The organism is Variovorax sp. VRV01, assembly GCF_014852545.1.
In the GTDB taxonomy this organism is placed as follows: Bacteria; Pseudomonadota; Gammaproteobacteria; order Burkholderiales; family Burkholderiaceae_C; genus Variovorax; species Variovorax beijingensis_A.
Genome location: NZ_JACVBS010000035.1, coordinates 20094 through 33731, shown reverse-complemented (window position 1 = coordinate 33731; position 13638 = coordinate 20094). Strand labels below are relative to the sequence as shown.

Annotated in this window: 13 protein-coding genes; 5 read left to right on the top strand and 8 right to left on the bottom strand. The window is 70.5% G+C overall.

Features of this window, described 5'->3' with window-relative positions; all coding sequences use genetic code 11:
• Nucleotides 1–877: tripartite tricarboxylate transporter substrate binding protein (locus tag IB278_RS32835; RefSeq protein WP_192328479.1), on the top strand; the 877-nt coding region annotated here is incomplete at its 5' end.
• An 11-nt stretch (nucleotides 878–888) separates the two neighbouring features.
• Here IB278_RS32835 and IB278_RS32830 read toward each other — a convergent pair.
• On the bottom strand, nucleotides 889–1452 hold the full coding sequence (locus tag IB278_RS32830; RefSeq protein WP_145741313.1) for a putative glycolipid-binding domain-containing protein: 564 nt from the start codon (nucleotides 1450–1452) through the stop codon (nucleotides 889–891).
• Between the two features lie 125 nt (nucleotides 1453–1577).
• Between IB278_RS32830 and IB278_RS32825 the strand changes: the two genes are divergently transcribed.
• Nucleotides 1578–2198 carry a hypothetical protein gene (locus IB278_RS32825; protein WP_192328476.1) on the top strand — a complete coding sequence of 207 codons (621 nt, stop codon included), beginning with the start codon at nucleotides 1578–1580 and terminating at the stop codon, nucleotides 2196–2198.
• Nucleotides 2199–2219: 21 nt separating this feature from the next.
• On the opposite strand, the gene IB278_RS32820 is transcribed toward IB278_RS32825, so the two are convergent.
• Entirely contained in the window at nucleotides 2220–3059 is an 840-nt protein-coding gene (locus IB278_RS32820; RefSeq protein WP_145741309.1) for an RNase A-like domain-containing protein, read from the bottom strand.
• Between the two features lie 119 nt (nucleotides 3060–3178).
• Here IB278_RS32820 and dinB point away from each other — a divergent pair, with 119 nt between their 5' ends.
• Both dinB and IB278_RS32810 read left to right on the top strand, forming a co-directional pair.
• Complete coding sequence (gene dinB, locus IB278_RS32815; RefSeq protein ID WP_145741307.1) at nucleotides 3179–4429, top strand: DNA polymerase IV; 1251 nt, start codon at nucleotides 3179–3181, stop codon at nucleotides 4427–4429.
• 13 nt (nucleotides 4430–4442) lie between these two features.
• A complete protein-coding gene (locus tag IB278_RS32810; protein WP_192328473.1) occupies nucleotides 4443–5123 on the top strand; it encodes a TIGR02117 family protein in 681 nt (226 codons plus the stop codon).
• A gap of 6 nt (nucleotides 5124–5129) precedes the next feature.
• Here IB278_RS32810 and IB278_RS32805 read toward each other — a convergent pair whose 3' ends face one another.
• Nucleotides 5130–6194 (bottom strand): purine-nucleoside phosphorylase, encoded by a 1065-nt coding sequence (locus tag IB278_RS32805; RefSeq protein WP_192328470.1) that lies wholly within the window; start codon nucleotides 6192–6194, stop codon nucleotides 5130–5132.
• A gap of 122 nt (nucleotides 6195–6316) precedes the next feature.
• On the opposite strand from IB278_RS32805, the gene IB278_RS32800 reads away from it, so the two are divergent.
• A complete protein-coding gene (locus IB278_RS32800; protein ID WP_145741301.1) occupies nucleotides 6317–7558 on the top strand; it encodes a DNA topoisomerase IB in 1242 nt (413 codons plus the stop codon).
• Here IB278_RS32800 and IB278_RS32795 read toward each other — a convergent pair.
• From IB278_RS32795 to IB278_RS32775, 5 genes are all read right to left on the bottom strand, one after another.
• On the bottom strand, nucleotides 7504–8181 hold the full coding sequence (locus tag IB278_RS32795) for a hypothetical protein (protein WP_145741299.1): 678 nt from the start codon (nucleotides 8179–8181) through the stop codon (nucleotides 7504–7506). The two genes, IB278_RS32800 and IB278_RS32795, sit on opposite strands and share 55 nt — an antisense overlap.
• Before the next feature lie 181 nt (nucleotides 8182–8362).
• Entirely contained in the window at nucleotides 8363–8542 is a 180-nt protein-coding gene (locus tag IB278_RS32790) for a DUF3606 domain-containing protein (RefSeq protein WP_145741297.1), read from the bottom strand.
• Nucleotides 8543–8678: 136 nt separating this feature from the next.
• Nucleotides 8679–10190 carry a class I adenylate-forming enzyme family protein gene (locus IB278_RS32785; RefSeq protein ID WP_145741296.1) on the bottom strand — a complete coding sequence of 504 codons (1512 nt, stop codon included), beginning with the start codon at nucleotides 10188–10190 and terminating at the stop codon, nucleotides 8679–8681.
• A gap of 3 nt (nucleotides 10191–10193) precedes the next feature.
• The gene (locus IB278_RS32780; RefSeq protein ID WP_192328467.1) at nucleotides 10194–11180 is read right to left on the bottom strand and encodes a tripartite tricarboxylate transporter substrate binding protein; all 987 of its coding nucleotides are present in this window, start codon (nucleotides 11178–11180) and stop codon (nucleotides 10194–10196) included.
• Between the two features lie 44 nt (nucleotides 11181–11224).
• Complete coding sequence (locus IB278_RS32775) at nucleotides 11225–13552, bottom strand: acyl-CoA dehydrogenase (RefSeq protein WP_145741292.1); 2328 nt, start codon at nucleotides 13550–13552, stop codon at nucleotides 11225–11227.
• Between the last annotated feature and the right edge of the window lie 86 nt (nucleotides 13553–13638).

Genomic DNA, 13638 nt, shown 5'->3' with positions numbered 1-13638 from the left:
GCTGATCGTGGTGTATCCGCCCGGCGGCGTGAGCGACGGCATGGCGCGCGCGCTGGCCGAACCGCTCGCGCAGGCGCTGGGCGTGCCGGTGCTGGTCGAGAACCGCGCCGGCGCCGGCGGCAGCGTCGGCATGGACGTGCTCGCGCGGGCCGCGCCCGACGGCTGCACGCTCGCCTTCTCGGCCATCAGCCCGCTCACGCTGCAGCCGCTGCTCGCGCGCGTGGCCTACGACCCGCTGCGCGCTTTCGCACCCGTGGCCAGCGTCATGCGAACGCCGGTGCTGGTGGTCGGCACGCCGGCCTTCGCGGGCCGCAGCTTCGGCGACCTGGTCGCCATGGCGCGCAGCCGGCCGGGCGCGCTGCGCTGGGCCAGCTCGGGCGTGGCCACCATCGGGCACATGGTGCTGGCGCAGGTGCGCATGCAAAGCCGCACCGATATCACGCACATCCCGTATCAGGGCGGCGGGCCGCAGCTCAACGACGCACTCAGCGGTCAGTTCGAGCTGCTGTCGACCAACGTCGCGGCGCAGCAGCTGCAATACATCGAAAGCGGCCGCCTGCGCGCGCTGGCCGTGGGCGCGCCGGCGCGCATCGAGGCGCTGCCGTCCGTGCCCACGCTTGCGGAGCTGGGCTTCGAGAAGGCCAACCGCGATTCGCTGTTCGGCATCTTCGCGCCGGCGCGTACTCCCGTCGCCATGGTGCAGCGCCTCAATGCGGAAATCAACCGCCTGCTGCGCGCGGAGCCTCTGCACAGCCGGCTGCGCGACGCGCACAACATTCCGGCCGGCGGCCCCAGCGAAGACTTCGCGCGCGAGATTGCCATCGACCGGCGGCGCAACCGCGAACTGGTGGCCGGGGACCGCTCGCAATTCGACTGACCGGCCCTTGCCTAGGCTTCGGCGCTCCAGAGGCCGGGATAGTCGCGCACGAAGCCGTCCTGCGCGACGCGCAGGGTCGCCGCGTAGTCGAAACGCTTGGCCTCGTAGGCGTAGGCGTCGTCCGCGGTGCGCTCGTAGCGCTGCATCAGCTCGCTGAGCACGCCGCCGCCGTCCAGGTCGACCCAGGCGGCCGGCGCGTCGGCGCCCTCGCCCTTTGCCAGGTTGAGCCGGCGCAACTGCAGCAGGTTGGTGGCGGGCGTGAAGCCCAGGTCGAGATCGGTGCAATGCGACAGGTCGGGCACGGCCTCGTCGTTGAGCTTCCAGTTTCCGCGCGCATCGCGGGCAATGGCCAGGTCGATGGCGCTGCCGCCGAGCCAGCCGCGCACCGTGCCCCACTGCGCGTGCCAGTGCAGGTCGCAGCGCACGCGGTAATGCAGCTGGCCGATGCGGCCGTCCTCGAGGCGGAACACGGCGGCGCCGTCGAGCTGCCAAGCTGTGGCGTTGCGCTCGAGACGACAGGCGTCATGGCCCGGTGCATCGAGCCTGCGCCACAGGATGGAAGCGACGGTTTGCATGGCGCGGATGATGGCCCCAGCGGGCGCAACAGGCAAGCCTTGTCACCGCGGGCGAGTCGGTTCAGCCATGCCGCGCCTCGACCCGGGCTAATATCGATCGCTCGACCATTCAGAGGAGCGCGCAAGTGGAACCCTGGTTCGCAGACGCCAAGCCGATCAACTCGCTGGAGCCCGAGATCGCGTTTCACTTGTGGGACGAGTTCCAGCCTGTGCGGGACCGGCCGGCCGAGCCGCTCGCGCCGCCGGCATTCCCGCGTGCCGAGCGCCTGCGGGTGTGCACCCTGGAGGCCATCGGGCACGAGCCGGAGCTTGCAGCGTACTACGGCCGCGTGGCCGCGCTGGCCCGGCAGCAGGGGCTGAAACTCCACCAGGTGCGCCAGTACTTCTGGCTGGACCTGCGGCTCGACAACGAGGACGCGGACGTGCATCTGTCCTTTCCCTGGTACGACACCTTCGCCACCATGGACCACTTCCTCGCCGCCGTGGCCGGAGACGACGAGGGCATGGTCTACGACGATCAGGACCAGGGTTGGGCGGTGGAAGCCTGGGCCCGCAACGGCACGCTCTACATCCGCGAGAGCGACCCCGATTCCGATGAACTCGGCCTGGCCGTTGCGCTGCCCCGGGCCGGCCTGCAGGCCCGCATTGCCCCGCTGCGCGAGCGCACCTCGAAACTCCTGGCCCGCCTTGCCGAGGAGCTCGGTGCCGACGTGTGGACCACGGGCGAGGCCCCTTCCTTCCTGTAGGCGTCCGAGGCGCCGCACGGCTCAGATCGGATAGGCCGTGAGGATGTAGAACGGCTTGCCGTTGTAGCTTTCCATCTTGAGGATGATCCGCACGCCGGAGAGGTCATTGACGGCCGTGCTGCCGAACTGCACGCCCCGCCCCACCACGTAGCCCAGCACGTGCTCCAGCTCCGGCGACTTGCTGCCCGCGGCCGCGCCGCGCGACCATGCGCGCACCGCGGCGGCGTTGGCACGCAGCGTCTCGGTGATCGCGCGTTCCGCGGTGGCCAGGTCGGCAAAGGTGGACACCGCCCGGGGGCCCGGCCGGGTGGCGGTCCGCACCCTGGCCAGCAGCTGGGCATCGGTCTGCCCGACGTGGCGCGCCATGGTGTGGCCGCCCAGCCTCGATCCCGCTGCAGCCTCGTGCTCCACCAGCCGGATACGGCCGCCGCGCATCACGGCGACGATGCGTGCGGCTCCCAGCCCCGAGGCCACGACCAGCGGCACTGCCACGTCCACCGCAAGCCCGATGCCATCGGCCGTTTCGCGCGAAGCGCCCAGCGCCTCGGCCGCCGAGCTGGCGGTGACGGAGGTCGCCGTGCGCTGCGGGGTGCCGGTCCAGACCTGGCGGCCCGAGGTCGCCAGGGTGTCGAAGCCGTGCACGCCCAGCACCACGCAGCCGGCCTTGGTCACCATCGTCGGCTCGGGCGCAATGCAAAGCACGCCGGCGCCGACCAGTTCCACGACGCCGCCCACCAGCCCCACCGTGCCCCAGAGCCGGTTGCTCAGGCTCGCGGATTCGGGCACGTCCTGCCCGTCCAGCACCGCCGCCATCTGCACCGGCGTCAGCGCAATGGTCATGCCTTCGACTTCGTCATCCATGCCAGATCCCCTTCCTTCCCATGCCTTGAGTCATCGGACGGTCAAAAACCGCAGTCGGCGCATTCTGGCATGCGTGCGCCGCGCGGCAGACACGGGCCGGCCGCGAGACAATCCATGCCGTGAGCTCCCCGACCGTTCCAGCATCCCCGATCCGCCGCATCGCCCACCTCGACATGGACGCCTTCTACGCGTCGGTCGAGCTGTTGCGCTATCCGCAGCTCAAGGGCCTGCCGGTGGTGATCGGCGGCGGACGGCGCAGCGTCGACGAGGCGATCCGCCACGTGCCCGAGGGCGGCACGCTGGCCGACATTCCGATCGCGGCCTTTCCGCGGCTGAAGGACTACGCGGGCCGCGGCGTGATCACCACCGCCACCTACCCGGCGCGGCAGTTCGGCGTGGGTTCGGCCATGGGACTCATGAAGGCCGCCAAGCTGTGTCCGCAGGCCATCATCCTGCCGGTGGACTTCGACGAGATCCGCAAGTACTCGCGCACCTTCAAGCAGGTCATCCGGGAGATCGCGCCGCTGATGGAAGACCGCGGCGTGGACGAGGTCTACATCGACTTCACCGACGTGCCGGGCGGCCAGCGCGATGGCGGGCGCGTGCTTGCGCGGCTCATCCAGAAGGCCATCTTCGACGCCACCGGACTGACCTGCTCGATCGGCGTGGCGCCCAACAAGCTCATCGCCAAGATGGCGAGCGAGTTCAACAAGCCCAACGGCATCTCGGTGGTCTACGAAGACGACCTGCAGACGCGCATCTGGCCGCTGCCCTGCCGCAAGGTGAACGGCATCGGGCCCAAGGCCGACGAGAAGCTCAAGCGCTTCGGCATCGAGACGGTGGGCCAGCTCGCGGCGCGCGAGCGCGACTGGCTCATCCAGAACTTCGGCAAGTCCACGGGCGCGTGGATGCACGAGGTGGCCTGGGGCCGCGACAACCGGCCGGTGGTGACCGAGAGCGAGCCCGTGTCGATGAGCCGCGAGACCACCTTCGACCGCGACCTGCATGCGGTGCGCGACCGCGCCGAGCTGGGCGCGATCTTCACCCACCTGTGCGAGAAGGTGGCCGAAGACCTGCAGCGCAAGGGCTACGTGGGCAAGACCATCGGCATCAAGCTGCGCTACGACGACTTCAAGATCGCCACGCGCGACCAGACCATCGAGCGCCACACCGCCGACGGCAAGACCATCCGCCAGATCGGCGGGCTGTGCCTGAAGCGCGTGCCGCTGGAGCGGCCGCTGCGCCTGCTGGGCGTGCGCGTGGGCGCGCTTGCCAAGGCGGGCAGCCCCGAGGCCATGGCAGCGGCCGCGGGCAGCACGGCCGCGCGCGCCTCCGCGGATGCGGCCTCGGCCACCGCATCGCTCTTCTGAAACGCCCGGCGCCGTGATCAGACGCTGGCTCCGGCGCATCGCATTCACGCTGCTGGGGTTCACGCTGGCCGTGGGACTGTATGTGGGCGCGGCCTGCGCGCTGATGCTCTGGCCGGCCAATGCACAAACGCCTGCGCAGCCGCCCGCCATCCAGGCCTGGGTGCTGAGCAACGGCATCCACACCGACCTGGTGTTCCCGATCCGTTCGGCCACCATCGACTGGCCGCAGCTCTTTCCGTTCGCGCACTTCAGGGCCGTGCCGCCCGATGCCGAGTTCATCGCCATCGGCTGGGGCGACCGCGAGTTCTACCTGCACACGCCCACCTGGGCCGACCTCACGGCCTCGCGCGCCTTCGGTGCCCTGCTCGGCGGCAACCGCGCGCTGCTGCATGTGACCTACCTCCGCCGCGCCTCGTTGCGCAAGAACGCCTTCCACCTGCCGCTCTCGCAGGCGCAGTACGCGCAGCTTGCAGGCTACGTGCGCGCGACCCTGCCTTCAGGCCGCGCAACACCCGTTGCCGGTGCCCACTACGGCAACGACGACGCCTTCTACGAGGCCGAAGGCGGCTACCACCTGTTCGAGACCTGCAACACCTGGACCGGCCGCGGCCTGCGGCAAGCGGGCGTCACGGTGAGCCGCTGGACGCCTTTCGATTTCAACGTGACCTGGCACCTGCAGCCGGTGCGGCCCTGAACCTGCTCAGGGCTTCGGCACGCCGGCCTGCCACTGCGGCCAGTGGGCCACGATGTGGTCCACCACGCGCGTGCCCACCAGCGCGATGTTCTCCACCGTCTCGGCAAAGCCGCCCGCCGTCTCGCCCGGGGCCGGGTCCAGGTGCTGCAGCGTGCTTTCCTTCGGGTTGCCCTGGTCGAAGTTGACGGCGCCGCGCAGGCTCATCACGCGGTCGGTGCCGTGGGTGCGCTTGATCACGAGCGTGATGGCGGCGGCTTCCATTTCGGTGATCACGTAGTCGTCGGCACCGTAGAGCCTGGCGATGTACTGCGCCTGCTTCGACATGCCGGGTCCATGGAAGAAGGTGTCGCCGGTCATGTGGGTGCCGGTGCCCACGAAGGGCGCGCGCCGCGCCGCCGCATCGGGGTAGCGCAGGCGGTACTTGCGCGCGCTGTCCGAATCCTTCAGCGGCGTGTCGGCCGAGAGCTTCATGGCCCAGCCCACGAGGTCGGGGTTGAGCTTGAAGCGGCGGTATTCCTCGTAGCCCTTGCGCGGCATGAAGGTGGGTTCGCCGGGCTTGTTCTCCTCCGGCGCCCAGCGGTGGCCGAGGTCGTAGTCCACGAGCCAGGTGGCCCAGCTCACCTCGCCGATGGTGCCGCGCGCCGGGGGCGTGCCGGCCACGCCGGAAATCACGTAGTAGGCCTGCGAGAAATCGAACTGCGGGTTCAGCAGGATGGCCTGCATCGACGACGAGGAGTTGACCTTGCCCATGCCGAGCACTGCGCCGCACACGCCGTCGGCATTGCAGTACACCGGCTGCAATGCGCCGGGCACCGCCAGCGGCGCGGCGCCCTTCCAGTAGCGCTCGTACCAGTGCTGGAACTCGCCGGCCCGGTCGCCGGTGTTCTGGCCGATCTCGAACATGGCCGCGACGAAGACCTTCACCTTGATGGGCGCGGCAGTGGCGGCCGCTGCGCGCGCAACCGGCACCGGCGAAGTTGGCGACGCACAAGCCGCGACGAGCAGCGCCGCGCCGCAAGCCGAGAGCCAGCGCGCGCAGGAAGACGGGAACGGCCGATGGAAAAACATCATTTCTTTGGGACTCCAGGAAAAGAACAACGCGCCTCCATCGCACCAGCGGCGATTGCGGCGTCCTACAGGCGGCGATTGTCGGTGCAGGCACAAGCGCGGGGTACCGTCACCACGCAAACCCCATGCCGGCACGCTCCAGATCGACCGCTCCGCCCTCCAGACCCTCGCCGACGGCCGCGCCCATGGCCAATGGTCTGGTCTACGTGAACCCCGACATGCCGGGCATCCGGCGCCTGAAGCACGGCGAGCATTTCCGCTACCGCGATGCCGAAGGACGCTGGGTGCGCGATGCGGAAGAGCTCTCGCGCATCCGCATGCTGGCGATTCCGCCAGCCTACACGCAGGTGTGGATCTGCCCGCTGCCCAACGGCCATCTCCAGGCCACCGGCATCGATGCGCGCGGACGCAAGCAGTACCGCTACCACCCCGACTGGCGGCTTTTCAAGGACGAGACCAAGTTCGAGCGCCTCGAGGCCTTCGGGCTCGCGCTGCCGCGCATCCGCGCCCGCGTCGCGCGCGACCTGCAGGAAGGCGCGGCAACGGCCAAGGCGCCCGGGCGCCAGCAGGTGCTGGCGGCCCTGGTGCGGCTGCTCGACACCACGCTGCTGCGCGTGGGCAACGAGGAATACGCGAACAGCAACGGCTCCTACGGGCTCACCACGCTGCGCAACCGGCATGCGGCCGTGCAGGGTGCGGCGCTGCGGCTGCGCTTCAGGGGCAAGAGCGGCGTGATGCACGAAGCCCGGCTCGACGATCCGCGCGTGGCCAAGGTGGTGCGGCAATGCCAGCAGCTGCCCGGCCAGGCGCTGTTCCAGTACCAGGAGGAAGACGGCGAACTGCGCAGCGTGTCGTCCACCGATGTGAACGACTACCTTGCCGAGGCCTCGCCGGGCGAACGCTTCACCGCGAAGGACTTCCGCACCTGGCACGGCACGGTGCAGGCGCTGGAGCTCACGCGGCTGGCCTGCGAGCCGGGCCGCACGGCCGCCGACGGCACGCGCTACAGCGCCAAGGAAATACTGGCCGCCGTGGCGAAGCAGCTGGGCAACACGCCCGCCGTCTGCAAGAAGGCCTACGTGCACCCGGCCGTGCTCGCGCTGGGCAGCGCGCTCGCGGGCGACGAGGAAGACCCCGCGGCCGAGCTGCTGCGAAGGATGTCGGCCCGCACCGCGGCGCGCAAGACGCGCGGGCTCCACGCCGCCGAACAGCGGCTGCTCGCCTTCCTGCGGATGCATCGGCAAAGCCAGGCGCGCGAACGGCGCGAAGCGCGCAGCGCCAATGGCCGGCGCAAGGCCGGAGAACGAAGGCCTCAGCCCGGCGCGAGCGGAAAGCGCACGCTGTCGCGCTCGAGCGCGACGGTGTAGCCCAGGTCCTCCGCCAGGCTCTGGAGCGCAATCGCGTCGATGGCCAGCGCACGCGGGGCGCGGTGCGCGTCGAGCACGGGACTGGCACCGGCGGATTCGCGCGGCAAGGCGCTGAGGCGAAGCGCATTGCCACCGTCGGCCTCGATGCGGATCGCACCGGCCTCGGACGCGCCGTCGTGCAGGTACCCGAGGCCGCCAAGCACCAGGTAGCGCAGCGCCGCACCCTGGGGCCAGCGCGTTTCGCCCTCGCGCGGCTCGAGCGCCGCATCGACAGCCAGCTCGACGCCGTGCATGTCGAAGGCCGCGCGCATCAGGCCCACGCATTGGGCCACCAGCGCGCTGCGCGTGATGCCGTCATCGGTGGTGGCCAGCTCCCAGTCGCGCAGCGAGCGGATGCCTTCCACGAGTTCGGACACCTGGTTGTCGATCAGCGCCACGCGCTCCTCGCAGACCGGTGCGTCGATGACCGGCGCGCCGATCTGGCGCTTGAGCATGAGCAGCGCCATGCGGATCACCGACACCGGCGCCACCATGTCGTGGCGCAGCGCCGGCAAGGCGCGGGTGAGCAGTTCGTGGCGTACGCCGGCGGCGATCCAGCTTCGGGCTCCGGGCGAGGCCTTCATTGGGCGCGGGGAGCCGAAGGCTTCGCCTCGGTGAGGGGGTGGCAGGCCCGCGGACCACTGCGGGTGCGGAGTTCGGCAATCGGCTCGTTCACTTTGCGCGTCCTGAAGCGAAGGAAAGCCAAAGTATCGTTCCCGCCCTCCGCAGCGGGTGTAGGAGCGTGCCTACGCTTTCGCCAGCCGCCTAGGGTTTGCCGAGGTAGACCCGCACGTCCTTCACCTCGACACCCGCGGCGGCCACGGCCGAACGCAGCTGCGCCTCGGTCACGCCCAGCGTCTGGGTCCAGTAGCGCACCTCGTGCGGCTCGTTGACATTGATGCGGGTCCGGTCCTGCGGGCCGCGCTTGTTCGGGTCGTCTGGCATGGCGTGCTTCCTGTGTTCGTGTGTCGATGCAAAGGACGATGCGCGCCCTTGCTGCGCAGCACTGGCGGACGGCGGCGCGGCTCCTTGCAGGAAATGTCCGAAACCGGCGTGCGGATGCCGTGCCCCCGGGCCTTGGCTAGCCGACGGGCCTGGCGGCGCGCGCCTGCAGCTCGCGCTTGAGCACCTTGCCGTTGGCCGTGGTCGGCATGGCGTCGATGGCCTCGATGCGCGCGGGCCGCTTGTAGGGCGACAGGTGCTCCGCAAGGTACGTGCGCAGCGCCGGTTCGTCGAGCGCAGCGCCGGGCTTCATCTCGACGAAGGCGACGATGCGCTCGTTGCCGTCGGCCTCGGGCGCGCCCACCACCGCGCACATGTGCACCCCGGCGAAGCGGCCTATCACCGCCTCGATCTCCGCGGGATACACGTTGAAGCCCGAGCGGATGATCATTTCCTTGAGCCGGCCGACCACGAACAGCGCACCGCCCGCATCGAAGCGCCCGAGGTCGCCGCTCGCATACCAGCCGCCCGGGCGCATGACCTGCGCCGTGGCCGCCGCGTCGCGGAAGTAGCCCAGCATGAGGCCGGGCCCGCGCAGCCAGATCTCGCCGGTCTCGCCCGGCGCCAGGTCCTGGCCACCGGGGCCCACGATGCGCGCCTCGCCGCCCTCGACCACATGGCCCGCGGCCGTGTCCGCGCGTGGTGCCTCGACGCGCGTGAGGAACACCGAGCCCGCGTACTCCGAGAGGCCATAGCCATAATGCAGCGGCTGGCCGAACAGCGCCTCGACGCGCTGCTTGAGTCCCAGGTCGAGCGGCGCCGAACCGGTGTAGACATAGCGAAGCGCCGGAAAGCGCGGCGTGCCGTGCCCGGCCTCGATGTGCGCCAGCAGCCGCGCGTACATCGTGGGCGGCCCCAGCAGGTTCGACACCTGCTCATGCGCCAGCGCATGCAGCATGTCGGCCGGCGAGAAGCTCGCACGCAGCACCAGCGCGGCCCCGCCCGTGAGCGCGGCCATGAGCACCGTGCCAATGCCGAAGATGTGCGTCATCGGCAGGAAGGCGTAGACCCGGTCGCGCTCGCCCAGCGAGCGCACGCTGGCCGACACGCGGCCGAAATGCAGCAGGCCGCGGTGCGACACCATCACGCCCTTCGGCGTACCCGAGGTGCCCGAAGTGAAGATGATGGCCGCGGTGTCCGCGAGCGCCGGGTCGTCCTCCGGCCTGGCCTCGGCGCGCACGGCCGAGCGCATCACGCCGGACAGCGCCGAGGGCACCGCGCCGGCGCGCTGTGCATGCTGGCAAGCAGCCTCCGAGGCATCGGTGGTGAAGCAGCACAGGCGCGCATCGGCACGCTCGGCAATGGCCGCGATCTCGCCGGGCGACATGCGCGCGTTGACCCCGCACGACCATGCGCCGATGCGGCTGCACGCCATGATCAGCGCGACGTGCGCGGCGCAGTTCTCGGCCACGAGCAACACGCGGTCGGTCGGCCGCACGCCGGCGGCACGCAGGTCTTGCGCGGCCGTCTCGGCCATGGCCTGCAGCGCGCCGTACGAGACGGTGCCCGATGGTTCGAAGAGAAAGGCGTCGCCTGGCGATTGCAAGGCGCGCGCTTGGAGCAGTTCGTGGATCCGCGTGGGTGCCGGCATCGCTTATTCCGCCTCGATGCCCTGGGACGCCGTGGCCCAGAGCCTGCGGTCGGCCTGGCCCTTGGCCGCGAGCAGTTCCGCGCCGCCGCTCCAGACCTCGTAGCCCTGTTCGCGCAGCCGATGGGCGATGTCCTCGCGCGCCAGCGCCTTGTGCGCGGCGGCATTCAGGCGCGCGACAAGCGCCGGGTCCATGCGCGCGGGGCCGTAGAGGCCGAACCAGCCGCCCACGTCATAACCGGCCACGCCCGACTCGATCATGGTCGGCACCTCGGGCAGCATGCGGTCGCGCTGGCGCGAAGTGACGGCCAGCGCGCGGATCTTTCCCGACTGGATGAAGGGCCGCGAGGTGGCGATGATGTCGAACATCATGGTCACGGTGCCGCCCATCACGTCGGCCAGCGCAGGTGCGCTGCCCTTGTACGGCACGTGCGTGAGCTGCACGCCCGTCATCTTCTCGAGCAGCGCGCCGCTCAGGTGGTTCGAGGCGCCCACGCCGGCCGAGCCGTAGAACACCTTGCCCGGCCGCGCCTTCGCATAGGCCAGCAGCTCGGCCACGCTGTGCACCGGCAGGTCCTTGTTGACCACCAGCACGTTGGTGTAGTCGACCAGCGGCGCGACGGGCGTCAGGTCCTTCATCGGATCGAAGGGCATCCTGCGCTGGATGTTCGGATTGATGGTGATGGTCGGGCTCGCGCCGAAGAAGAGCGTGGCGCCGTCGGGCGCGGCCTTGGCCACCGCGTCGCCGCCTAGCGAGCCGCTGGCACCGGGGCGGTTGTCCACGATGACCTGCGTGCCGAGTTCCTGGCTCAGCGCGGGCGCGAGCAGGCGCGCCGCGCCGTCCACCGGGCCGCCGGCCGAATAACCGACCACGAGCTTGATGAGAGCTGGCAGCTGTTGCTGTGCCAAGGCGCGTGAAGGCAGTGCAGCCAGCAATGCGCTGCCTGCCAGCGCGGCCATGGCATGGCGCCGTGTGAAGTCGAGGGATTCCATGAGCGTTGTCTCCTGTTGTGTATTTCTTCGGCGGCTCGCATTGCTCAGGCCGGCAGGTCGAGCACCTGCCGCGCGAGGATGTTGCGCTGGATCTCGTTGGTGCCGCCGTAGATCATTGCGGCGGTGGAGCCGATGAGCGGCGACAGCACGTTGAAGCTCTGCCCGTCGAGCACCTGGTCGCCCGCGACGGCGCCCTGCTCTTCGCCGGCCTCGACCAGCAGCGCGCCGATGCGGTGATAGGTTTCGCTGGCCCATATCTTCAGCAGCGACACCGACGCAGGCAGCGGCTGGCCCGCGCGCACGATGTCGGCAAAGCCCGTGTATGCGGCCGACAGGTCGAGCACGTCGAGCCGCAATGCAGCGAAGCGCTGTGCGAACACCGGGTCCGCAAAAAGGCGCCGCGCCTCGGCCAGGCGCGCGAGCTGGCCCAGCGCGTACTGCGACTGCTTGGGGCTGCCGAGGAAGATGCGCTCGAAGCCCAGCAACGCCTTGGCAATCGTCCAGCCGCCATGCAGCTTGCCCACCAGGTTTTCAGCCGGCACCCGCACGTTGTCGAAGAACACTTCGCAGAACTCGGGCTCGCCCGAGAGCGTGTGGATCGGCCGCACCGTGATGCCCGGCGTGCGCAGGTCGCACAGCAGGAAGCTGATGCCCTCCTGCTTGCGCGCGGCCTTGTCGGTGCGCACGAGCATGAAGATGTGGTTGGCATCCTGCGCGAGCGTGGTCCAGATCTTCTGCCCATTGACGATGAAGTGGTCGCCCTCGGTGTCGCGCCCCGCCACGGCCTCGGTGCGCAGCCCGGCCAGGTCGGAGCCCGCGTTGGGCTCCGAATAGCCCTGGCACCACACATGCTCGCCGCTCAGGATGCGCGGCAGGAAGCGCTGCTGCTGCTCGGGCGTGCCATGCTGGATCAGCAGCGGGCCGATCATCACGATGCCCTGGTCCGGCGCGCGCGCCACGCCGTACTGCTCGAGTTCCTCGATCCATGCAATGAGCTTGTCGGCCGGCAGCCCCATGCCGCCATGCGACTGCGGCCAGGCCGGCGCGATCCAGCCCTGTGCCGACAGCGTGAGATACCACTCGCGGATCTCGCTCCAGCGCGCGCGGTGCGACAGGTAGCGCAGCGGCTGCGGATAGCGCTGCTGCAGGAAGGCGCGCACCATGCGCCGGAACTCGGCCTCGGGCATCGCATGCCAGTCGGCACTGCGCGGGAACTCGCCTTCCCACACCGCGGAGCCCGCTCGCGTCTCGCCGCCATCGGCCAGAACGGCATGCCGGCGCTGGTGCGCGGCCACGTTGCCGAGCCACGCCGAAAGGCACAGCGTGCGCTTGTAGTAGAGGCTCAGGTCGCACTCCTGCGTATAGCCGATGGCGCCGTGCATCTGCACCGCCGTGCGCGAGGCCTGCAGCGCCGCGGCGGTGCAGCGGGCATTGACGCGGCTGGCTTCGGCTTCGAGCCGTTCTGCCGGGAGCCCCTGGTCCGCCAGTGCCAGCACTTCGGCGAGGGCTGCCTGCGCCACTTCGAGATGAATGAACATGTCCACGCAGCGGTGCTGCAGCGCCTGGAAGCTGCCGATGGGCTTGCCGAACTGCGAACGGGTGCGCAGGTAGGCCAGCGTCTGCGCGAGCATCGCCTGGCCCACGCCCAGCAGTTCGGCCGCCTGCAGGACCTGGCCGGCCGCGAGCGCATGGCGCAGCACGTCCTGCGCGGCCGGGCCTTCGGCCAGCACCGCGTCCGCCGGCAGCGCCACCTGCTCGAAGCGCAGGCTCGCGGCCTGGCTGCCATCCACCAGCGGCACCAGGGTTTCGCTCACGCCAGTGGTGCCGCGCGGCACCCAAAGCAGCACCGCATCGTCGCTGCCGCGCGCCGACACCAGCCAGCCGCTGGCAGCCGCGCCGGGCAGCACCATGAGCTTCTCGCCCTGCAGCAGCACGCCGCCCGCATGCCCCGCGCGCGGCTCGCAGCCGCAGGCCAGCGGCACGGCGCTCAGGTCGCCGGCGCTCTCCTGCCAGGCCAGCGCCGGCAGGCTGCGGCCCGCGACCAGTTCCGCCAGCAGCGACTGCGCGGCCGGTGCGTCGAGCCGCGCGAGCAGCATCGCGCTCAAGCCCGCCACCGCCAGCAGCGGCTCGGGCGCCACATGCTCGCCCGCGGCCCGCAGGATCTGCGCGGCGCCCGCGAGATCCAGCCCCAGGCCGCCCGCGGATTCGGGTGCCAGCATGCCGGTCCAGCCCAGTTCGGCAATGGCGCTCCAGCCCTGCGCCTCATCGGCATCGGGCCGTTCCATGCGCTCGCGCCGCCGCTGGATGGAACGGCTGCGAACGAAGTAGTCGAGCGCGGCATCGCGCATGGCGGAAAGTGATTCGGTGTCCATCGCCGCAGCGTGACAGAACGGCCCGCCGCGCGGCATTTGCATTTGCCGAAGGGAGGGTTTCGCATTCACAGACCCGCCTCGTGCGA